We start from the raw sequence: 21,813 nt of genomic DNA on the forward strand, positions 1-21,813 counted from the left end.
CTGAGCAGTCCTTTCGGTTGACGGCTCCCACACTGCTGGCCGGGGGTTATGGTCGGATTCGGACTGGCTTACGGGGGGCTGATGAGATTCGGGGTGCTGGGCCCCCTCTCGGTGTGGACGCCGGACGGGCAGCCGGTCCAGGTGCCCGAAGCCAAGGTCCGCGCGCTGCTCGCCGACCTGCTGGCGCACCGCGGCCGGCCGGTCTCCACCGACCGGCTCATCGACGACCTGTGGGGCGACCGCCCGCCCGGCAACCCGTCGGCCGCGCTCCGGGTCAAGGTCTCCCAACTGCGCCGGGCGCTCGGCGACCGCTCGCTGGTGGCCTTTCGGCCGCCGGGGTACCTGCTCGCGGTGGACGCGGAGGCGGTGGACGCGGGCCTGTTCCAGTCCCTCCTCGCCCGCGCCGGGCGGAGCGACGATCCGCTGGTACGGCAGGCGCTGCTGACCGAGGCGCTGGGCCTGTGGCGGGGGGCTCCGTACGCCGAGTTCGGCGACTTCGCGCAGGCGGCCGCGGCCCGGCTGGAGGAACAGCGCCTGGTGGCACTGGAGGAGCTGGCCGAGACCCGGCTCGACCTGGGCGACCACGGAGCCCTGGCGGCCGAACTGGCCGGCCTGGTGGCCGCGCACCCGCTGCGCGAACGCCTGCGGGCCGCGCACCTGCGAGCGCTGTACCGGGCGGGGCGGCAGAGCGAGGCGCTGGCCGAATACGGGCAGCTACGCGAGCTGCTGGCGGACGAACTGGGCATCGACCCCGCACCCGAACTGACGGCCCTACACGCGGCAATCCTCCGCCAGGACCCCACCCTCGCCCCACCCCGCCCCGTCCCGACACGCCCCGATCCCCCACGCCTCGATCCCCCACGCCTCGATCCCCCACGCCTCGGCCCGGCCGCGCCGGACACGGGTCTGCCGCACTCCGATCCACCCGCGCCACTTGCGGGCCCGCCACGCTCCGACCCGGCCGCACCTCTCGTGGACCCGCCGCACATCGGCGTGGCCGGGTCGGTTGTCGGGCCGCCGGGGACGAATCTGCCTGCGCCGCTTACCGGGCTGATCGGGCGGGGCGCCGAGGTGGCTGAGGTGCGGTCGCTGGTGCGGGACGGGCGGCTTGTCACGCTGACCGGGCCGGGTGGGGTGGGCAAGACCCGGCTCGCTCTGGAGGCCGCGGCCGAGCCGGGCCGAGCGTTTCCCGGAGGTGTGTGGCTGGTCGAGCTGGCCTCGATCACATCGCCCGCTGAGCCGGGCATGGTGGCGGGGGCAGTGGCGTCGGTGTTGGGGGTCAGGGATGACCGGCCAGGGTCGGCGGTCGACCGGCTCGCCGCCGCGCTGCGTACCCGCGCGACGCTGCTCGTCCTCGACAACTGCGAGCACGTGGTCGAACAGGTCGCCGAGCTGGCCGAGCGGCTGTTGCGGGCCGCGCCCGAGCTGCGCGTGCTGGCGACCAGCCAGGAGTCGCTGCGCGTCCCCGGTGAGGTGCTGTGGAGTGTGCCGCCGCTCGGGCCGGCGGCCGCCGCGGAGCTGCTCGCGGCGCGGGCGGGCGTCGGGGCGGGTGACGACGGCGTGGCGGAGATCTGTGCGCGGCTCGACGGGATCCCGCTCGCGCTGGAGCTGGCCGCCACCCGGCTGCGCGCGCTCACTCCGCGTCAGCTCGCGGCCCGGCTCGACGACCGGTTCCGGGTGCTCGCCACGGGGCATCGGGGAGCGCCCGCGAGGCAGCGGACGCTTCGGGCGATGATCGACTGGAGCTGGGAGCTGCTGACCGGTGGCGAGCGGCTGGTGCTGCGGCGGCTGGCCGTCCACGCCGACGGGTGCACGCTCGAAGCCGCCGAGGCGGTCTGCGCCGAACCCGGCCTGGACGTGCTCGACCTGCTGGCCAGGTTGGTGGACAGGTCGCTGGTGGTACGGGTGCCGGGCGGCAGGTACCGGCTGCTGGAGTCGGTCGCCGCGTACTGCCTGGAACGGCTGTCCGAGGCGGACGAGACGGTGGCGGTCCGGCTGCGGCACGCCCGCCACTACGCCGACCTGGCGGAACGCGCCGAGCCCGGCCTACGCGGACCCGACCAACCGCGGTGGCTCGCCCTCCTCGACGCCGACGCCGCCAACCTGCGCACCGCGATCGAGACCTCACTCCGCCTCGCCGCCCCGCACGACACGGTCCGGCTGGTGAATGCGCTGGCCTGGTATTGGGTGCTGCGGGGCAGGCTCGGCGAGGGGCAGCGGGCGCTTGAGGCGGTGCTGGCCGTCGTCGACGACGCGGAGGCCCGTGTCTGGCTGGCCGGGCTGCGGATGCTGGCGGGGCAGGGGCGGGCCCCCGACCTGGAACGACTGGCCGATATCGCGGACCCGGCGCGCCGCGCCAGGGCGCAGTGGTTCCTGGCCTTCACGCTCTACGGCTACGACGACCCGGCGGCCACCGACGCGTACCTGGACAGCGCCATGGAGTCCTTTCTCGCCGCGGACGACCGGTGGGGCACGGCGGCGGCGCTGAGTCTGCGGGCCAGGCGGGCGCTGCTGCGCGGTGATCTGGCGGCGCTGCGGCGTGACGGAGAGCGGGGGCTGGAGCTGTTCCGCGAGGTGGGCGACCGGTGGGGCGAGATGCGGGCCGCCGAGAACCTCGGCACGCTGGCCGAGATCACCGGCGACTACGAGCAGGCCGCGGAGCTGCGCCGCGACGGGCTGCGCATCGCCGAGGAGCTCGGATTGTGGAGCGAGGTGTCGGGCGCGCTGTCCAGGCTGGGCCGGGTGGCGCTGCTGACCGGTGACCTCGACGGGGCTCGGGAGCTGCACGAGCGGGCCAGGCGGCTGGCCGTCGCCAGGTCGGATGTGCCGTTGGAGGAGTTCGCCGAGGTCGGGCTGGCCTTGGTGGCCCGGCGGCAGGGACGGCTCGACGAGGCGGAAGGGTTGCTGCGCCGCTGGTTGCGCTGGGTGCGTCAGGTGGCGGGCGAGCCGGGGGCGGCGCTGATCCTGGCCGAGCTGGGGTTCGTCGCCGAGCGGCGCGGGGACACGGCGGCCGCGCTGGAGTGGCAGCGGGAGGGGCTGGCGGTGGCGCGGCGGGTGGGCGATCCACGCGCGATCGCGCTCGCGATGGAGGGCCTGGCGGGGGCCCAGGCGCTCGGCGGCCGGCCCGAGGAGGCTGCCCGGCTGCTGGGCACGGCCGGCGCGCTCAGGGCGTCGGTGGGCGCGCCGCTGCCCGAGGCGGAACGCGGCGACGTCGATCGGATCGCGGCCGCGGTGCGGGTGGCGCTCGACCGGCGACCGCCGCGGGCCGCCACGGCGGACCATTCCTGACCTGCAAATATCCGGGTTTGGCAGCCAAGGTAATGATTCGCCATTACTCTACGTGGGCGTTCCCGTACACACAGGAGTGATGGTGTTCCTCCAACTCGCGCTCGCTCTGTTCGTCGCCGTCGCCGGGCACGCAGGCGCGGCCCGCGCAGATCATCCAATACCCAGCGCAAAGCGGCATTTCTACCTGGCGTCTTCTCTCGATAAACCCAAGATTCTGCACTTTCGGTGATTGTCTACGTGATTGCGGGCAGTGCCATGGGTTGGAGGGCTGACGTAGGGCAAGGTGGGAGCATGCCGATGAGGACAGAGCTCGACCGACTCGCGGGCGGAGCGCATCACGATCCGCATTCCGTGCTGGGAGCGCATCCCGTCGAGGGCGGTATCACGTTCCGTACGCTGCGCCCGCTCGCCGAGCGGGTGCGCGTGGTGATGGACGACGGAACGGCCCACGATCTGAAACACCAGGCCCATGGGGTGTTCGAGGTCACGGTCAAGGGGCTCGACAAGGTGCCCTCCTACACCTTCAGCGTCGAGTACGCCGGCGCCGAGCCCTACCAGGCGCGTGACCCCTACCGTCACTGGCCCACGCTGGGCGAGGTGGACCTGCACCTGATCGGCGAGGGACGCCACGAACGGCTGTGGGAGGTGCTCGGCTCGCGGGTGATGCGGCATGAGGACGTCGACGGCACCGCGTTCGCCGTCTGGGCGCCGAACGCGCGCGGTGTCAGGGTCGTCGGCGACTTCAACCACTGGGACGGCACCGCCTTCCCGATGCGGTCGCTGGGCCGTTCCGGGGTGTGGGAGCTGTTCATCCCCGAGGTGGGGCAGGGCGAGCGGTACAAGTTCCACATTCTCGGCGCCGACGGGGTGTGGCGGGACAAGGCCGACCCGATGGCCAGGCGGACCGAGGTGCCGCCGCAGACCGCCTCCGTGGTCGAGCAGTCGGCCTACACCTGGGACGACACCGCGTGGATGGCCGAGCGCGCCGAGAAGGACGCGCAGCGGGGCCCCGCGAGCGTCTACGAGGTGCACCTGGGGTCGTGGCGGCCCGGCCTGTCCTACCTGGAGCTGGCCGAGCAGCTCGTCGACTACGTCCAGGACATGGGCTTCACGCATGTGGAGCTGCTGCCGGTGGCCGAGCACCCGTTCGGCGGGTCGTGGGGCTACCAGGTGACCTCCTACTACGCGCCGACTTCCCGGTTCGGGTCGCCCGACGAGTTCCGCCACCTGGTGGACCGGATGCACCAGGCCGGGATCGGGGTGCTGCTCGACTGGGTGCCCGCGCACTTCCCGATGGACGAGTGGGCGCTGGCCCGCTTCGACGGCACCCCGCTGTACGAGCACGCCGACCCGGCCCGCGGCGAGCACCCCGACTGGGGGACCTACGTCTTCGACTTCGGCCGCCGCGAGGTCCGTAACTTCCTGGTCGCCAACGCGCTCTACTGGATGAAGGAGTTCCACATCGACGGGCTGCGGGTCGACGCGGTCGCCTCGATGCTCTATCTCGACTACTCGCGGCGCGAGGGCGAGTGGACGCCGAACATCTACGGCGGCAGGGAGAATCTCGACGCGGTGGAGTTCCTCAAGGAGATGAACGCCGTCTGCTACCGAGAGGCTCCGGGCATCACCACCGTGGCGGAGGAGTCGACGGCATGGCCGGGCGTTTCGCGGCCCGTGCACCTGGGCGGCCTCGGATTCGGCTTCAAGTGGAACATGGGCTGGATGCACGACACGCTCAGCTATCTCCGACATGAGCCGGTATTTCGCCAGTACCACCACCATCAGATGACTTTTTCGCTCATGTACGCCTACTCCGAGAACTTCGTGCTGCCGCTGTCCCACGACGAGGTCGTGCACGGCAAGGGCTCGTTGCTGGGCAAGATGCCGGGCGACGAATGGCAGCGGTTCGCCCAGCTCAGGGCCCTGCTCGCGTTCATGTGGGCGCATCCGGGCAAGCAGTTGCTGTTCATGGGCGGTGAGTTCGGCCAGGGCTCGGAGTGGTCGGAGGAGCGCGGGCTCGACTGGTGGGTGCTGGAGTTCGACGGGCATGCGGGCGTACAACGGCTGGTACGCGACCTGAACCGGCTCTATCGCGAGAACCCGGCCCTGTGGGAGCAGGACGCGTCCCCCGAGGGCTTCCGCTGGATCGACGCCGACGACGCGCGGGGTAACACGTTCTCGTTCGTCCGCTATGCGACCGACGGGTCCGCGGTGGCGTGCGTGGCCAACTTCAGCGGCGGGCCGTACGAGAACTACCAGCTCGGCCTGCCGTACGGCGGGCAGTGGGCGGAGACCGTCAACACCGACGCCTACGAATACTGGGGCAGCGGGGTCGGCAACATGGGCTCGGTCCAGGCCGTCGAGGAGCCCTGGCATGGCCTGCCGTACTCCGCCACGCTGCGGGTTCCGCCGCTGGGCGCCGTGTGGCTGCGTCACGACGGGCTGGGAAGTTCATGACAGTTCGCTGAGAAAGGGGCCGGCGCCCCTGTGCGCGCCGGATAAATCACCCTAAACTCCGAGATCGTGCGACTTCGCCCCTTGATCGTGTGCGCGATCGTGCTGGCCTTGGTGCCGGCTGCTCCGGCCTTCGCCGACGACCCGACGCCTACTGCGACTCCCTCGCCGAGCGCGTCCCAGGAGAAGCTCGAAGACGGTCTGGCTCTCGATGGCGGCACCGTGCGCGCCATCGTCGAGCTGGCCGACCCGGGGCAGAACGCGCCCGTCGCCAGCCAGGCGGCGGCCGACAGCGTGGACGTCGTCCTGCGGCCGGAGAGCCAGCCGTTCATCGTGGTTCAGGGCACCGCCGAGGAGCTCGCCGCGCTCGCCGAGGACTCGCGCATCACCTCGATCCACCGCGATCGCGCCTATCCCCCGACGGCGGCCGGCAACCTCACCCAGATCGGCGCCGACCAAGCCCACGCCCAGGGCTTCACCGGCACCGGTCAGGCGGTGGCCGTGCTCGACACCGGCATCGACGAGGACCACCCGAACTTCGGCAGCCGGATCGTGGACGAGGCGTGCTTCTCCGCGGTGGACACGGACGCGGAGTCGCTGTGTCCGAACGGCCAGACCTCGCAGACCGGAAAGGGCGCGGCCAACGCCATGACGGCCAAGTGCCTGGCGGACGGCGTGAACCTGTGCGAGCACGGCACCCACGTCGCCGGCATCGCGGCGGGCGACAGCGGCGTCGCGCCCGGCGCGGGGATCGTCGCGGTGCAGGTGTTCAGCCGGGTCAACGACGCGTCGATCTGCGGCGAGTCGTCGTGCCTGCTGGCCTACGAGTCGTCGCTGCGGCTAGCCCTGGACTACGTGGCCGGCTCGACCCAGCCGATCGCCGCGGTGAACCTGAGTCTGGGCGGCGGGCTGTCCGAGACCTCGTGCGACGACAGCGAGGAGGGCGCGATCTTCAAGCCGAAGATCGACGCCCTGCTGGCCAAGGGCATCGCGACCGTGGTCGCGGCCGGCAACGAGTACTTCGAGGGCACCTCGTTCCCCGCCTGCATCACCTCCGCGGTGGCCGTGGGCGCGAACGACGACAGCGACGAGATCGCCGACTTCTCCAACCGGGGAGCCGGGGTGGACCTGTTCGCGCCGGGCGTGGACATCGAGTCGTCGGTGCCCGACAACCAGACAGCCGTCTACAGCGGCACCTCGATGGCGACGCCGCACGTGGCGGGCGCGCTGGCGCTGCTGAAGGCGCAGTCTCCGCAGACCCCGATGCCCGACCTGATCGCCAAGCTCAAGTCGGCCGGGCGGCCGTACGTCTATCAGGTCGGCGACACCGAGGTCACCACGCCGCGCCTGGACGTGCTCGCCGCGCTGACCGGCAGCACCCCGCAGCCGCCCATCACGCAGACGCCGGCGCCGGCCCCCGAAGACCCCGACCCGTCCGACCCCGAGCCCGACCCGTCGGACAGCAGCGGCCCCTCGCCGTCGCCCGAGCCGTCGGAGACGAGCACGACAACACCGGTCCCGCTGCCGACCCTCACCGTGACCGTGACGGTGACCGTCACCCCCACGGCTCCCGCCACGGTCTGTACGCGCGGTACGACCGGCACCCGCATGACGGCCAAGAAGTGGGCCGTGGAGGTGCACCGGAGCAGCGGCAAGCTCTCCGACGCCACGCTCACCTGCTACCTGAAGCTGGCGCAGAAGGCCAGCACGGTCTTCCCCGAGCTGACCAAGGCGTCATCCCTGGGCACCGCGTACCGGGTGCTGAAGGCCGCCAAGACGAACAGGGAGAAGCTGGACGCCGCCCTGCTGACGGGCTGGCTGAACTGGGCCAACGGCACCAACGGGACCGCGACCTTGAAGTCCGCCGAGAAGGTCCGGCTTTCCGCGAAGTCCGCGACCACCGCGCTGAAGAAGGCGGCCAAGAGCGTCCTGCCGAAGTAGCGAAAAGGTTTCACTGACTTACCTGCGCCGCGTCACGAGCGCTGACCACGTCCGGCCATCGGCAGGAGTTGGGTAACCCATGACCGACTCCTGCCGCTTAGGGTGGCTTTTATGGACGCAGGCAAGGCGATCTTGGACACGGTTGACAGGTATCGCCAGCGGCGCACCGCCCCGCTGGTGCTGGAGCTCGATCTCACCGAAGGGCTCACTGAAGGACCGCCGGCGGACCCGCTCTCCGCCGTGCTGTCCATGCGCAAGACGCGACTGTCCGATGTGCTGTCGGGGCTCAAGCGGGCCAGGCAGGACTCCAGGGTCAAGGCACTGGTCGTGAAGATCGGCGGCAATCCGCTCGGCCTGGCGATGGTGCAGGAGCTGCGCCAGGCGGTGGCGCAGTTCCGCGCCTCGGGCAAGCTGACCGTCGCGTTCGCCGAGACGTTCGGCGAGTTCGGCAACGCCACCGTGCCCTACTACCTGGCCACCGCCTTCGAGCGGATCTACCTGCAGCCCAGCGGCGACGTGGGGCTGACGGGCGTGGCGCTGGAGCAGCGGTTCGTCAAGGGCAGCCTGACCAAGCTGGGCATCGGCTACGAGGGCGGCCAGCGCCACGAGTACAAGACCGCGGCCAACATGTTCACCCAGGACCACATGACCGAGCCGCACCGCGAGTCGATGACCCGCATCGTCGAGTCGGTCATCGAGCAGGTCACCGCGGGCATCGCCGACGGCCGCCGGCTCGACCCGGCCAAGGTGCGCGAGCTCGTCGACCGCGGGCCCTTCATCGGCGCCGAGGCGCTGGAGGCCGGTCTGGTCGACGGCCTGGCCTACCGCGACGAGGTGTACGACGAGGTCAGGCAGGCCGCGGGCAGTGACCCGCACCTGCAGTACATCTCCCGATACGCCAGAGCCGCGGCCGTGCGCAAGCTGCCGCACCCGACGGCCGACGGCATCGCGCTCATCCACGGCAACGGGCAGATCAGGTCCGGCCGCAGCGGGCGCAGCCCGCTCGGCGGCGGTGGCGCGATGGGCTCCGACACGGTCAGCGCCGCGCTGCGGGCCGCCCGGCGCGACGAGCACGTCAAGGCGATCGTGTTCCGGGTGGACAGCCCCGGCGGCTCGTACGTCGCCTCGGACACGGTCTGGCGCGAGGTGGTGCTGGCGCGCAAGGTCAAGCCGGTGATCGTGTCGATGGGCGACGTGGCCGCGTCCGGCGGCTACTTCGTCTCGATGGCCGCCGACGTGATCGTCGCCCAGCCCGGCACACTGACCGGCTCCATCGGGGTGTTCGCCGGCAAGCCGGTGATGCGCGAGCTGCTGGAGAAGGTCGGCGTCAACTCCGAGCTGGTGGCCGAGGGCACCAACGCCGGCATGTTCTCCGCGACGCGGGCCTGGTCGCCCGAGCAGTGGGAGCGGGTCAACGCCTGGCTCGACCGTATCTACGATGACTTCGTGGGCAAGGTCGCCGAGGGTCGCGGCCTGACCCGCGACCGCGCCCACGAGCTGGCCCGCGGCCGGGTCTGGACCGGTTCCGACGCGCGGTCCTGCGGCCTGGTGGACGAGCTGGGCGGCCTCGAGGACGCGCTCGGCATGGCCAGGAAGCGCGCGGGCCTGGGCGCGGAGGCGCCCGTACGCGTCTATCCGCGGCTCAACCCGCTGGAGCGGCTGCGCGGCCCGGAGTCGAGCGAGGACAAGGCCGCCGCGCTGACCCGTGTCCGCCTGGAAGCCTGGGGGCCGTTCGCCCGGCTCTCCGCCGAGCTGGGCTTCCCGGCCGCCGGGCCGCTGTCCCTCCCCGCGTGGTACCGGATCCAGTGAGCCTGCCGTACGCGCTGGGGGTCAGGAGCCCATCGGGCGGTAGCGGCCGCGGAGGCGTACCAGCGGCTGGAGAGAGGGCGTGACGTACGGCACCGCGAGCACGCGCGCGATGAACAGCGTGTGATCCCCGGCGGGGACCACCTGGGTGGTCTCCGCCTCCAGGGCCGCGACGCCGTTCTCGACGACGATCGCCTCCGAGTGGCTGCCGCGGTGGTGCGCGGTGCCCGCCACCAGGTGGCGGGCGCTGGGCCGGCCGACGGCGGCGAAGCGGCTGGCGATCGCGGCCTGCCCGGCCGACAGGAGCGAGGCCGCCCAGCGGTCCTGGCGCAGCAGCACCTCGCAGAGGTAGCCGTCGCTGCGCAGGCTCACCAGCACCAGCGGCGGCTCCAGCGAGACGGACATCAGCGCCGAGACCGTGGTGCCCAGGTCATCGCGGTCGTCGCGGACGGTGACCACCGCCACGCCCGCCGCGAGCTGGGCCATCGCCTCGGTGAACTCGCTCACGGCGAGAGCCCCCGGAGTCCGGGGACCCTCGCCGGGCGGGTCAGCCGAGGCCGTTGGAGGTCAGCCATTCCTTGGCCACCGTGGCGGGCTCGTCCTTGTTGACGGCGATCTTCTGCATCATGTCGAGCAGCGACTGCGTCGTGAGCTTGGCCGAGATGGCGTTGAGCGTGGTGGTGATGGTGTCGTTCATGGCCGCCTTGTTGACCAGCGGCGTCACGTTCTGGGCGGCGAAGAGGTTCTTCGTGTCCTGGAGCGAGACGAGGTTGTTCGCGGCGATCTTCGGGTCCGTGCTGAACACGTTGCCGACCTGGACCGTGCCGTCCTTGATGGCGTCGGCCGTGGTGGCGCCGGTGGCCTTCCAGTCCTTGAACTCGATCCCGTAGACCGACTTCAGCTCCGCCTCCCAGCGCTGCTTGAACTCGGGCGGAGCGCCAATGACCCAGGTCTTGGACACCTTGGCCAGGTCTTCCATGGAGTTGAGCGAGCCCTTGGACTGCTCGTCCTTGGTGATCGTCAGGGTGTCCTTGTCCTCGGCGGGCGAGGAGTCGAGGACCTCCAGCTCGGGCGGCAGCTTCGTCTTGAGCTCCGCGTTGACCTCCTCGGTGGTCTTCGCCTTGGTCGCCTTGTCGACGAAGGCCAGCAAGTTGCCGTTGTACTCGGGCACTATGGTCAGCCCGCCACTCTTGACCTGGTCGTAGATGACCTCACGAGTGCCGATGCCGGGCTTCTCCTCGACCTGGACGCCCTTGGCCTCCAATGCCTGGGCGTAAAGGGAGGCGAGCAACGTGTTCTCGTCGAAGTTGGCGGAACCGATGATCACCTTGCCCCCGCCACTGGCGGACGCCGAGCCGCTGGGCGCCGCGCTCGTGGTGTTGAGCGGGTTGCCCCCACCGCCGCCGCCTCCACACGCGGCCAACGCGAGCGTCGCCGACAGCAGCACCGCCGCAGTGCTGAACATGCGTTTCATCTTATTTCCTTCCTAAGCGGCAGGTAATAGAGAGATTAGCGGACCTTGACCCGCTGACTCACCCCTGGAGAGACCGTCACCCACCGAACGACGGTGAACAGGACCTGCACGACGAGCGCGAACAACACAATCAGTACTGAACCCCCGACCACGCTCGCGTAATCCTGCGTGGCGAATCCGTCGATCACGAATCGGCCGAGCCCGCCCAGCCCGGTGTAGGCCGCGATCGTGGTGGTGGCCACCACCTGGATGGCCGACAGCCGGAGCCCCAGCAGGATCAGCGGCAGCGCCACGGGCACCAGCACCCGGCCGAGCACCTGCCCGCCGCGCAGCCCCATCCCGTAGGCGGCGTCGCGGAGCTCCGGGTCCACGCCTCTGATGCCCTCGAACGTGTTGACCAGGATCGGCGGTATGGCCAGCAGCACCAGCGGGATGATCACCGGCAGGATCGACGCGGTGCCGAGCAGCAGCACGAACAGCACCAGCAGCCCCAGCGTCGGCAGCGCCCTGGCCAGGTTGGCCGTGACGACCACGCCGAGGCCGCCCTTGCCGGTGTGCCCGATCAGCAGGCCGAGCGGGATCGCGATCAGCACGGCCAGGACCAGCGCCATGACCGAGAATTCCAGGTGTTCGAGCAGCCGCGCGGGGATGCTCGCGGGTCCCGACCAGTTCTCCGCCTTGCCGAAGAACTCCAGCAGCCAGTTCACGCGGACCTCCTAGCCCTGACCCAGGGGGTCAGCAGCCGCTGCGCGAGCACCAGGAGGCCGTCGGCGACCAGAGCCAGCAGCACGATCAGCACGATGCCGACGAGCGCGGGCGGCACGAACGGGTTCTGGTAGGCCCGGGTGAACAGCATCCCCAGACCGCCCTGCCCGATCAGCGCGCCGACACTCACGAGGCTGATGCTGGAGACGGCGACGACTCGGAGCCCGGCGAGCACGACGGGCGTGGCGATCGGCAGCTCGACCTGCACCAGGCGGCGCAGCGGGGTGAACCCCATCGCCACCGCCGACTGCCGCACGTGCTCGGGCACCGCGCCGAGCCCGTCCACCACGGACGGGATGAGCACGGCGCACGCGTAGAGGGTCAGCGGCACGATCACGGTCGTCTTCGACAGGCCGGTGAACTGGATGAGCAGCATGAAGACCGGCAGCGATGGGAGCGCGTAGAAGATGTTCATCACGCCGGACGTCGGCTGGTAGAGCCAGCGCCACCGTACGCAGGCCAGCCCCAGCGGCAGCGCCAGGACCAGCGCGACGACGATCGGCACCAGGGACATGATCAGGTGATCGCCGAGCAGGTTCTTGATGCTGTCGACCCGTCCGGTGTCCCAGTTGCGGGCGATCCACTCCCATACGGAAGGAGGGCCGTCAGCCATCGGCCGCCTCCGCCAGAGCCTCGTCGAGCGCCTCTCTGGTGGCCACGCCGACGACCTTGCCGTCCTCGTCCACGGCCACCGCGCAGCCCGACGGCGACAGCAGCGCCGCGTCGAGGGTCGAGCGCATCGAGTCGCGGCCGAGCACGAAAGTCCCGTACGACTCCAGCTCGTCGGGCCGCTCGCGCGAGATCCAGCCGACCGGCCGGTCATCGGCGGTGACGACGAGCAGCCACGGCTCGTCCGTCGGGCCCTCGAACCCTTCGGGCACGGTCAGGTCGGAGCGCAGGCGCAGGCCCTTCGTCGAGATGAACTGCAGACGCCTGATGCCCCGGTCATGGCCGAGGAACTCGCGGACGAAGTCGTCGGCGGGCTCCGACAGCAGCGTCTTGGGATCGGCCAGCTGCGCCAGCTTGCCGCCCACGCGCAGGACGGCGACCCGGTCGCCGAGCTTGATGGCCTCGTCGATGTCGTGGGTGACGAAGACGATGGTCTTGTTCAGCTCCGACTGCAGTCTGAGCAGTTCCTCCTGGAGGCTGGTGCGCACGATCGGGTCGACCGCGCTGAACGGCTCGTCCATGAGCAGCACCGGCGGGTCCGCCGCGAGTGCCCTGGCCACGCCGACACGCTGCTGCTGACCGCCGGAGAGCTGGAACGGGTAACGCTCGCCCATGACCGGGTCGAGCCCCACACGTTCGAGCAGCTCCATGGCCCGGTTCCGGGCCTTCTTGCGGTCCCAGCCGAGCAAATAGGGGACGGTGGCGATATTGTCGACGATCTTCCGGTGCGGGAAGAGTCCCGCCTGCTGGATGACGTACCCGATCCCGCGCCGCAACGTCGGCGGATCGATGCCCTGTACAGGCACGCCGTCAAGGAGGATCTGCCCCTCTGAGGCATCGATCATCCGGTTGATCATTCGAAGGGATGTCGTCTTCCCGCAACCCGAAGGGCCGACGAACACCGTGATCTCACCTGTGGGCGCCTCAAGGCTCAGGTGATCCACGGCGACTGTGCCGTCCGGATAGCGTTTGGTGACGTCGTCAAATGTGATCACGCGCGACCTCTCGCGTTCGTGGCGGGGGCCGCAGTTCCCCCTGCTACAGCCGCCGCATGATCTCTCAGAGCGACAAGACTACGGTGATCCTGACTACTCTGTCCCCTCAGTCCCATCTGAAACGCTTCAGGTAGCTGCAAGTTTCATGCGAAATGCGGTGCTGGTAGTGCGCTTTACCTGGGTAAGTTGGCATGATTACTACCACAGACATCGACGCCGCACCCCCCACCCTCAAGCGTCCGTATTTCAGCAAGAGGATCCGGCCCCGTGACACACTCGCTCACCGATCACCCCTCCCGGGCGGAATTGATCGCGGAGCTCTACGACCGTTACGCCGCCGGGCTGTTCGCGTACTGCGCTGACCAGCTCGGGGACCACGGTTCCGCAGCCGACGCCCTGGTGTCCGTCCTCTCGAGCGTCCCGGCGGCGCCGCCTCCGCGCGCCGCTCTGTTCGCGTTCGCCCGCCGCGAGATCCACCGCCGCGACGTCGTCTACGCGCCTTCGGTGGTCGACCCGCTGATCGACCCGGCGTCCGCGCTGGTGGAGCGGGCGCTGCGGGAGTTACGCCCGCACCAGCGCGAGGTGCTCGTGCTGGGCGAGGTGTGCGGGCTGGATCTCGCCGAGCTGGCCTGGGTGCTCGACGTGGCGCCCGACACGGCGGAGGAGCTGGTCACCAACGCCGCGCACCGCTACCGGCAGGCGCTCGACACCGCCCTGGCCTATGTCGGTCCCCGCGTGTCCAAGCCGGTGGCCGACGTCTACGGGGCGCTCGGCGTCGCGCCGCTGCGCGACGTGCTGGGGCGGCTGCCGTGGCCGCCGCCGCCCGAGTCTCTTCGCCAGCGCTTCGCGCCCCGGGGCATGCCCGGTCGTACGGTGGCGCCGATGTTCGTCAAGCCGCTATGGCCGGGGCCGCCGACGTGGCCGCTGCCGTTGGGCGAGGCGGATCCGGCGACCAGCACGGGGATCTTCCCGACGGAGCTGCTGACGCCGCCGTCGCCGTCACGGGTGCCGGAGCACGAGGCGCCCACGGCGCCGATGCCGAAACTCCGCGACCCGTTCGGGCCCGACCACACGCTTTCCGGGCTCGGAGGGCGGCTGGAGGGGCCTGGTCGTGTTCCCTCCGGTCCCGACCAGGCTCCTGCGGGGCAGCGGTTCTTCACGCCCCGGCCGTCGGGCGCGCGGTCGTCCTGGGATGCCCTTTTCGGCGCGCGCCCGCCCGAAGACGCGTCCTCTGGCGCGAAGCCGGTGCGTGATGGGCTGTTCCGTCTGCCGCAGGCCGGCGTGCCGGGCTTCGACAAGCCGGTCGGCGAGCCCGTGACGAAGCTGCCCTTCCCGCTCTCGGCGTCCATTCCGGGGGACGTGCTGGACGACGACGCGGCGACCCAGGAGTTGCCCGCCATCGGCGACATCCTCGTGCACAAGGGCCAGGCCAGGGAGCCTGGCTCCTTCTTCGTCCCGAGGACCGCCGCCAAGGAGCCCGTCTACCGGATGCCGGCCCCGCTGCTGTTCCCGCCCACCGTGGACGACCTGCCCATCGTGGACGACCTGCCCGCCGACGACTTCCCCGACATGCCAGACGTACCGGAGACCCGGGTACGGCCCAGCCGGGACAAGCACTACGACTGGGCGTGGGAGCTGATCGGGTTCCTGGTCTGCGTCGCCATCGCGATGATCGTCTTCTTCGCTGTCCCGATCATCATCGGCCCGTGACCTCCGAGCCGGCGGGTCAGTCGGCCGAGAGGATCAGGCCACTGGTCGGGACGCCGGTGCCGGCCGTGACCAGGACGTTGCGCACTCCGCTCACCTGATTGGCGGAGGTGCCTCTGACCTGGCGTACGGCCTCGGCGATGCCGTTCATGCCGTGGATGTAGGCCTCGCCGAGCTGGCCGCCGTTCGGGTTGACGGGCAGGCGGCCGCCGAGCTCGATGCCGCCGTCCTGGAGGTAGCCGGGGGCCTCGCCCCGGCCGCAGAATCCGAGCTCCTCCAGTTGGGCCAGGACGAACGGGGTGAAGTGGTCGTACAGGATGGCTGTCTGGATGTCCTCCGGGCTCAGGCCGGACATTTCCCACAAGCGTCGCCCGACGACTCCCATCTCGGGCAGGCCGCTCATGTCATCGCGGTAGTAGCTGGTCATCATCATCTGCCCCACGCCCGCGCCCTGCGCGACGGCCGTGATCACGGCCGGGGAGCGGCGCAGGTCCCGGGCCCGTTCGGCGGTCGTGACCACCAGGGCCACGGCCCCGTCGCTCTCCTGGCAGCAGTCGAGCAGGTGCAGCGGCTCCACGATCCACTTGGACGCCTGGTGCTCCGCCAGCGTGATGGGCCGGCCGTGGAACCAGGCGGCGGGGTTCGTGGAGGCGTGCCTGCGCATGGCGACGGCCACCCGGCCGAAGTCCTCTGAGGTGGCGCCGTAGGTGTGCATGTACCGCTGGGCGAACATGGCCACCCACCCGGCGGGCGTCATCAGCCCGAACGGCACGTGCCAGCTCATCTCCAGCCCCTGCGAGGTCGGCTGGCCGCCCAGGCGGGCGTCGGGCTGCCCGAACCTGCGGCCGGAGCGCTCGTTGAACGCCCGGTAGCAGACCACGGTGGTCGCCGCTCCGGTCGCGACGGCCATGGCGGCCTGCGCCACCGTGCCGCACGCCGCGCCGCCGCCGTACTCGACCCGCGAGAAGTAGGTGAGCTCACCGGCGCCGATCTCGCGGGCCACGGCGATCTCCTGGTTGGTGTCCTGGGTGAAGGTCACCATCCCGTCCACGTCACCCGGCGCCACCCCGGCGTCGTCGAGCGCGGCGAACACGGCCTCGGCGGCCAGCCGCAACTCCGACCGGCCGGACCGCTTGCTGAACTCGGTGGCGCCGATGCCCGCGATGGCGGCTTGGGACTTGAGCACTTACCGCTCCTTCATTGAGGTGATCAGGTCTCGTGCCGCCGTCGCGTCGGCGGGACCGCCCGCGAGGTCAGGGGGCCGAGGGGAGGCTGAGGGTGATCGTGCCGGTGGCGTGGTCGCCGAGGCTGACCTTGCCCCGCACCTCGACCGTGAACTCCTCCGCCTCCCGCGAGACGACCGTGCCGTTGAAGCTCAGCCGGTCGCCCGCGTACGCCGGGACGCCGAGCTTGACCTTGATGCGCCTGATGATCGCCTCAGGACCCGCCCAGTCCGTGACGTACCGTTCCACCAGCCCCATCGTGGTCAGGATGTTGAGGAAGATGTCCTTGGAGCCCTGCGCGCGGGCGCCCTCGACGTCGTGGTGAACCGGGGTGAAGTCCATGGTGGCGAGGGCGGTGGAGACGACCACCGTGGGCGTGAGGTCGATCGACAGCTCGGGAAGCACCGAACCGATCTCGACTTGATCTTCGGTCAGCGTCCGCATCACGACTCCCATGGCGCCCACATAGGAAGAACAAGTTCGTCGTCCATAGCACGATATGTCGTACGCAATGCCATCCCGATACCCACGGCGTCGGGTGGGCAGTCCACGATGTTCCCCACGATCCTCACCCCTTCCGGCAGCTCCACCACTGCCACCACAAACGGCGTCTCTCGTCCCGGGACCGGGGGGTGGTGGTGCACGACATAGCTGTAGACGGTGCCCTCGCCGCTTGCCACGGTGTGGGTGCGGTTGGTGGAGCGGCAGGCGGGACATATCGGGCCTGGCGGGTGGCGTAGCTCGCCGCAGTCGGCGCAGCGCTGGATGCGCAGCTCGCCCTGCTGGACGCCTTCCCAGAAGAAGGCCGTGTCGTCGTTGACGGCGGGCCGCAGCGGGTACGGCTTGCGGCTCGCCTCTGGGGAGGGTGCGGCGGCCGGTGGAGCTTGTGCGGTGGTGCGTGGGCGAAATTTCAGGATTCGGAACATCATCTCGGCCACTGGGTCGTCCGTGTCGCCGTACCAGGTGACGTTCCAGGTGGCGAAGTAGCCCTCGCCGAGTGCCGTCCGCTTCGGGCCCACGAGGCTGGTGAAGCGGGTCGACGGGGTCAGACGCTCGCCCAGCCGGGCGTACCGGTGATAGGTCTGCTCGCAGTTCGTCGCCACCACGCCCGTGTAGCCGTGCGTGTTCAGGGCGGCGATCATGTCGTCGACCGGTGAGCGGTCCTTGGTGCCCCGGCGGAGGCCCTGCATGGTCCAGACCTGGATCATCGCGGGTGGGGCGAGACCTTTGTCGAGGTAGGCCGGGTTCGTGTCGCCCATGGCGTCCAGCCAGTGCCTGATCATGGGGGCGTTCACCGGGTCCGGCGCGGCGGCGCCGCGTACCTCCCCGAGGGCGGCCTGCTTGTCCGCCAGCTCACGCAGCTCCCTGTCCGCGCTCGGGGCTCCGATCGGCTGGGGGGCCGTCGTCGGGGCGTCGGTTGGCTGGGCGTCCGTCGGCTGGGGGGCCGTCATCGGGGCGGCCTCGGGAGGCTCAGGCCGAGCATCGCGATCAGCTCGCGTTGCACCTCGTTCACCCCGCCGCCGAACGTCAGCACCACCGCGCCCTTCACCCCGTGGTCGAAGCGCTCCAGGAGCTCGGCCGTCTCCGGGTCCGACGGATCCGCGTAGCGGGCCAGGATGTCGCCGATGAGCCGGCCGACCTCCTGCACCCGCTCCGAGGCGTAGATCTTGGTGGCCGACGCGTCGGGCGCGCCCAGCCAGCCGAGGTCCATGTTCGCCGCGACCTGCCAGTTGAGCAGCTCGTTCGTCCGGAAGTAGGCCCGCACCCGGCCGAGCGCCCGGCGTACGTCCGGCTGGTCCACCAGCCCGGTACGGCGCGCCCAGGCCAGGAAGCGGTCGTAGGTCTGGCCGAGGTTCCCGGCGGGGCCGAGCGTGACGCGTTCGTGGTTGAGCTGGTTGACGATCAGGTCCCAGCCCTTGTCCACCTCGCCCACGACCATGTTCGCCGGGACGCGGACGTCGGCGTAGTAGGTGGAGTTCGTGTGGTGGCGGCCGTCCATGGTGACGATCGGCGTCCAGGAGAAGCCCGGGTCGTCGGTCGAGGCGATCATCATCGTGATGCCCTTGTGCTTCTTGGCATCGGGGTTGGTGCGGGTGGCCAGCCAGATGTACTGGGCGTAGTGGGCGCCGCTGGTGAAGATCTTCTGGCCGTTGACGACGTAGTGGTCGCCGTCGAGCACCGCCGTGGTCCGGAGCGAGGCCAGGTCCGTGCCGGCCTCGGGCTCGCTGTAGCCGATCGCGAAGTGGCACTCCCCCGCCAGGATGCTCGGCAGGAACTTCTCCTTCTGCTCCTGCGTGCCGTACTGCATCAGCGTCGGCCCGACCGTCTGCAGCGTGATGAGCGGATACGGCACGCCGGCCCGGGCGATCTCGTTGGCGAAGATCTGCTGTTCGAGGGGGCCGAAACCGCCGCCGCCGTACTCCTTCGGCCAGCCGAGACCGAGCTTGCGGTCGCGGCCGAGCCTGCGGCAGTGCTCCATGTAGGCGGTGCCGAAGGGGTCCTCGGCGATCTTGCGGCGGTCCTCCTGGGTGAGGCAGTTCTGGAAGTACTCGCGCAGCTCGTCGCGGAGCCTGCGCTGGTCGGGGGTCAGGTCGATCAGCATCAGACGAGCGCTCCGATCAGGTCGAGCTGGGCGTCGGCGCCGCCGAGCAGGTGCGTCAGGTGCTTGGCGTGCGCGAAGTAGCGGTGCAGCGGGTACGTCACGTCGAGGCCCAGACCGCCGTGCAGGTGCTGGCAGGTGTAGAGCGCCGTGAACGCCTCGCTGACGTGGAACGCGGCCACGGCCAGGTCCTCCTCGGCCGGGAGGTCGTTGGCGAGCAGCCAGGCGCCCGACCACACGGCCACGTCGAGCGCCCGCGTGGCGATGTAGACGTCGGCGATCTGCACGGTGACCGCCTGGAACTCGGCCAGGGCCCGGCCGAACTGCTTCCTGGTCCTGATGTACTCGGTGGTCAGTTTGAGCGCGCCGGCCAGCACGCCACTGGCCTGGGCCGCGACGGCCGCCGTGAAGATCTGCCGCAGACCGGCGACCGCCTCCGGACCGGCCAGCCGCTCGGCCGGCGTCCGGTCGAACACGACGCTGGCCAGCGGCTCGCCGTTGGCGGCGAACTCCGGGTGCGCCGTCCACGAGCCGGTGGCCAGGAACACGCCCTCGTCGGCGGTGACCAGCACATACGCGGCCTCATTCCCGTACGGGACCCCGACCTTGCGCCCGGTCAGCACCCAGCCGTCGCCAACCTGCTCGGCGGTGGTCAGGGGCGGGTCCGCCGGCGCCCTGCCGGGTTCACGCAGCGCCACCGTGCCGACGCTGTCAGCGGGCTGCTGCCGCGTGTGTGCGGGTGTTCCGTACCGGGCCAGCGCCAGCGTGCTCACCAGCGTCGCCAGCGCGGGGACCGGCGCGGCCCGCGCGCCGACCTCGCGGAGCACCACGGCCAGTTCGACGGGCCCGAGCCCGGCGCCGCCCGCGTCCTCCGGCACGCACACGCTCATCAGCTCCGCCTGGCACAGCGCCTGCCAGAGCCGCTCGTCGTACGGCAGGCCGCTCTTCTCGTGCGCCTCCAGCCGCTCCGAGGTCGCCTCCTTGGCCAGGAGGTCGGCGGTCAGGGTGCGCAGGTCCTGTTGAGTGTCGTCCAGGTTGAAATCCACTATTTCTCCAAAAGGTGTTGCCGGCCGTGCCGGGCGAACTCCCGCTCGATCGCCGCGACGTCCTCACCGCCCAGTAATCGGATCTCCGCGCCGCTGGGACGCCACCAGACCGGGTCGGCCGTCCACCAGCCCTCCTTCACCAGGACCCGCTTGACGACCTTGTGCGAGGAGGTTTGGGGCAGGCCCTCGGAGATGCGTACGTACCGGGGGAACGACTTGGCCCCCAGGTCGCGGCGAGAGGTGAGGAAGCCGGCGAACGCGGCGGGGTCGAACGACGCTTCCAGGACGAGCGCCGCCATGACCTGGTCTCCGGCCGCCGCGTCCGGCACGGGGTAGACGGCCGCCTCGATCACGCCCGGGAACTCCCGCAGGACCGCCTCGATCGGGGCCACCGCCAGGTTCTCGCCGTCCACGCGGAGCCGCTCGGTGCCCCGCCCGGCGAAGAACACGTAGCCGTCGGCGTCCGCGTACGCCAGGTCGCCCGACCAGAACGCGCCCTCCCGCATCCGCTCGGCGTCGGCGTCCGGGTCGTTGTAGTAGCCGTCGAACAGGCCGAGGCCGCCGGTGTTCACCAGCTCGCCGATCGCCTCGTCGGGGTTGAGCAGCCGCCCGTCCTCGACGCGGCCCGGCGGGCACGGCAGGCCGGTCAGCGGGCTGCGGATCTCGATGCCCAGCGGCAGCCTGCCGAGACAGCCGGGCGGGCCCGTCGGATCCGGGCTGAGCGAGATGGCCGTCTCCGTCGACCCGAACGCGTCGATCACATGGCAGCCGAACCGCTCCCCGAACTTCCTGGTCGCCGTGGCGCTCCCCTCGTTGCCGAAGGCGAGCCTCAGAGGGTTGTCCGCGTCCTCCGGGCGTCGTGGGGTGGCCAGGACATAGGAGAGCGCTTTTCCAACGTAGTGGAGGTACGTACAGCCGTAGCGTCTGATGTCCGGCAGCAGGCCCGACGCGGAGAACCTCCGCCGCAGCACCAGCGCCGCCCCCGACGCCACGGCCGGCGCGTAGGCCGCCATGACGGCGCCGGAGTGGAAGAGCGGCATCGCGCAGTAGACGGCGTCGGTGGGGCTGAGCATCGCGGCGAGCGAGACGCCGGGGACGGCGATCTTCCGATGCGTGATCCGCACCGCCCGCGGCCGGCCGGACGTGCCGGAGGTGAAGATCAGCATGACCAGCGCGCCAGGATCCGGCGCGTGCGTGTCCAGGTCCGGATCCAGATCGCGTACGTCCGGGGCCGGGTCGCGTACGTCCGGGGCCGTTGTGAGCGCTGAGCCCCAGTCCGGGATGGGCGCCGATGCCACTCCCAGGGCGTCGGCCACGGAGTGTGCCACCGCCTCGTAAGGCCCGTCCCACAGCAGCAGGCCGACGTCGGTGGCGCGGGCGTCGCGGGTCAGCTCTTCCACCGAGCGGGTCGGGTTCAGCGCCACCAGGACCCGCCCCGAGAGCGCGGCCCCGCCCAGCAGGAACACCATCTCCGGCACGTTGTCGCAGAGCACCCCCACGTGCGGCGGTCCGTCGAAGGCGCGGGTGTTCAGCCAGGCGGCGGCGGTGCGGCAGGCGGCCACGTGCGCGCGCCACGACCACACGCGATCCTCGAATACCAGCCCCGGACGATCGTCACCGGCCCGGGCCAGCAACAGAGCGGCGAGCGTGTCCGCGGCCATCGACCCTCCCAGCAAGCGCTCGGTCAACAGTTCCGCAAACTAGAACAGATTCTAATCTCTGTCCATAGGCGACACATCACAACAACTCCGGATATATGCCTGTAGCGGCCCAGACATGCGCCTATACGGGTTCTTTGTGACTCGTGGGTAACAAGCCGAGTTATCGAGAAATCAGATAACGTGTT

Annotated in this window: 16 protein-coding genes; 5 read left to right on the forward strand and 11 right to left on the reverse strand. The window is 70.7% G+C overall.

Features of this window, described 5'->3' with window-relative positions:
• Positions 1-81: 81 nt before the first annotated feature.
• The 4 genes from KLK06_RS35560 to sppA all read left to right on the forward strand — a co-directional run bounded on the left by KLK06_RS35560 (position 82) and on the right by sppA (position 9,492).
• Complete coding sequence (locus KLK06_RS35560; RefSeq protein ID WP_214640002.1) at positions 82-3,288, forward strand: BTAD domain-containing putative transcriptional regulator; 3,207 nt, start codon at positions 82-84, stop codon at positions 3,286-3,288.
• Positions 3,289-3,585: 297 nt separating this feature from the next.
• Complete coding sequence (gene glgB / locus KLK06_RS35565; RefSeq protein WP_214640192.1) at positions 3,586-5,745, forward strand: 1,4-alpha-glucan branching protein GlgB; 2,160 nt, start codon at positions 3,586-3,588, stop codon at positions 5,743-5,745.
• A 66-nt stretch (positions 5,746-5,811) separates the two neighbouring features.
• A complete protein-coding gene (locus tag KLK06_RS35570; RefSeq protein WP_214640003.1) occupies positions 5,812-7,683 on the forward strand; it encodes a S8 family serine peptidase in 1,872 nt (623 codons plus the stop codon).
• 111 nt (positions 7,684-7,794) lie between these two features.
• Entirely contained in the window at positions 7,795-9,492 is a 1,698-nt protein-coding gene (sppA, locus tag KLK06_RS35575) for a signal peptide peptidase SppA (protein ID WP_214640004.1), read from the forward strand.
• Between the two features lie 21 nt (positions 9,493-9,513).
• On the opposite strand, the gene KLK06_RS35580 is transcribed toward sppA, so the two are convergent.
• From KLK06_RS35580 to KLK06_RS35600, 5 genes are read right to left on the reverse strand one after another with little or no spacing between them, the layout of a single operon-like run.
• A complete protein-coding gene (locus tag KLK06_RS35580) occupies positions 9,514-9,996 on the reverse strand; it encodes a flavin reductase family protein (RefSeq protein ID WP_308168595.1) in 483 nt (160 codons plus the stop codon).
• Positions 9,997-10,036: 40 nt separating this feature from the next.
• Complete coding sequence (locus KLK06_RS35585) at positions 10,037-10,954, reverse strand: ABC transporter substrate-binding protein (RefSeq protein ID WP_250906530.1); 918 nt, start codon at positions 10,952-10,954, stop codon at positions 10,037-10,039.
• 44 nt (positions 10,955-10,998) lie between these two features.
• Positions 10,999-11,670 carry an ABC transporter permease gene (locus KLK06_RS35590; RefSeq protein ID WP_214640006.1) on the reverse strand — a complete coding sequence of 224 codons (672 nt, stop codon included), beginning with the start codon at positions 11,668-11,670 and terminating at the stop codon, positions 10,999-11,001.
• A complete protein-coding gene (locus tag KLK06_RS35595) occupies positions 11,667-12,341 on the reverse strand; it encodes an ABC transporter permease (protein ID WP_214640007.1) in 675 nt (224 codons plus the stop codon). The genes KLK06_RS35590 and KLK06_RS35595 overlap by 4 nt, the downstream gene beginning before the upstream one ends.
• A complete protein-coding gene (locus tag KLK06_RS35600) occupies positions 12,334-13,392 on the reverse strand; it encodes an ABC transporter ATP-binding protein (protein WP_214640008.1) in 1,059 nt (352 codons plus the stop codon). Before KLK06_RS35600 ends, KLK06_RS35595 begins: the two co-directional genes overlap by 8 nt.
• A 267-nt stretch (positions 13,393-13,659) precedes the next feature.
• On the opposite strand from KLK06_RS35600, the gene KLK06_RS35605 reads away from it, so the two are divergent.
• Positions 13,660-15,102, forward strand: coding sequence for a hypothetical protein (locus tag KLK06_RS35605; protein ID WP_214640009.1), 1,443 nt, complete (start codon positions 13,660-13,662; stop codon positions 15,100-15,102).
• A 16-nt stretch (positions 15,103-15,118) separates the two neighbouring features.
• Here KLK06_RS35605 and KLK06_RS35610 read toward each other — a convergent pair whose 3' ends face one another.
• From KLK06_RS35610 to KLK06_RS35635, 6 genes are all read right to left on the reverse strand, one after another.
• Complete coding sequence (locus KLK06_RS35610) at positions 15,119-16,285, reverse strand: lipid-transfer protein (RefSeq protein ID WP_214640010.1); 1,167 nt, start codon at positions 16,283-16,285, stop codon at positions 15,119-15,121.
• 67 nt (positions 16,286-16,352) lie between these two features.
• On the reverse strand, positions 16,353-16,766 hold the full coding sequence (locus KLK06_RS35615) for a MaoC family dehydratase (RefSeq protein ID WP_214640011.1): 414 nt from the start codon (positions 16,764-16,766) through the stop codon (positions 16,353-16,355).
• Positions 16,766-17,773, reverse strand: coding sequence for a bifunctional MaoC family dehydratase N-terminal/OB-fold nucleic acid binding domain-containing protein (locus KLK06_RS35620; RefSeq protein WP_214640012.1), 1,008 nt, complete (start codon positions 17,771-17,773; stop codon positions 16,766-16,768). The genes KLK06_RS35615 and KLK06_RS35620 overlap by 1 nt, the downstream gene beginning before the upstream one ends.
• Entirely contained in the window at positions 17,770-18,924 is a 1,155-nt protein-coding gene (locus KLK06_RS35625; protein WP_214640013.1) for an acyl-CoA dehydrogenase family protein, read from the reverse strand. Before KLK06_RS35625 ends, KLK06_RS35620 begins: the two co-directional genes overlap by 4 nt.
• Positions 18,924-19,967 (reverse strand): acyl-CoA dehydrogenase family protein, encoded by a 1,044-nt coding sequence (locus KLK06_RS35630; protein ID WP_214640014.1) that lies wholly within the window; start codon positions 19,965-19,967, stop codon positions 18,924-18,926. Before KLK06_RS35630 ends, KLK06_RS35625 begins: the two co-directional genes overlap by 1 nt.
• Positions 19,967-21,628 carry an AMP-binding protein gene (locus KLK06_RS35635; RefSeq protein WP_214640015.1) on the reverse strand — a complete coding sequence of 554 codons (1,662 nt, stop codon included), beginning with the start codon at positions 21,626-21,628 and terminating at the stop codon, positions 19,967-19,969. The genes KLK06_RS35630 and KLK06_RS35635 overlap by 1 nt, the downstream gene beginning before the upstream one ends.
• Between the last annotated feature and the right edge of the window lie 185 nt (positions 21,629-21,813).

Origin of the sequence: Nonomuraea sp. NEAU-A123 (genome assembly GCF_018603905.1) — a bacterium.
Taxonomy (GTDB): Bacteria; Actinomycetota; Actinomycetes; order Streptosporangiales; family Streptosporangiaceae; genus Nonomuraea.

Coding starts and splice junctions, on each gene's coding strand:
- KLK06_RS35560 (WP_214640002.1), top strand. CDS start 82: ATGAGATTCGGGGTGCTGGGCCCCCTCTCGGTGTGGACGCCGGACGGG.
- glgB (WP_214640192.1), top strand. CDS start 3,586: ATGAGGACAGAGCTCGACCGACTCGCGGGCGGAGCGCATCACGATCCG.
- sppA (WP_214640004.1), top strand. CDS start 7,795: ATGGACGCAGGCAAGGCGATCTTGGACACGGTTGACAGGTATCGCCAG.
- KLK06_RS35585 (WP_250906530.1), bottom strand. CDS start 10,954: ATGTTCAGCACTGCGGCGGTGCTGCTGTCGGCGACGCTCGCGTTGGCC.
- KLK06_RS35595 (WP_214640007.1), bottom strand. CDS start 12,341: ATGGCTGACGGCCCTCCTTCCGTATGGGAGTGGATCGCCCGCAACTGG.
- KLK06_RS35615 (WP_214640011.1), bottom strand. CDS start 16,766: ATGCGGACGCTGACCGAAGATCAAGTCGAGATCGGTTCGGTGCTTCCC.
- KLK06_RS35620 (WP_214640012.1), bottom strand. CDS start 17,773: ATGACGGCCCCCCAGCCGACGGACGCCCAGCCAACCGACGCCCCGACG.
- KLK06_RS35625 (WP_214640013.1), bottom strand. CDS start 18,924: ATGCTGATCGACCTGACCCCCGACCAGCGCAGGCTCCGCGACGAGCTG.
- KLK06_RS35635 (WP_214640015.1), bottom strand. CDS start 21,628: ATGGCCGCGGACACGCTCGCCGCTCTGTTGCTGGCCCGGGCCGGTGAC.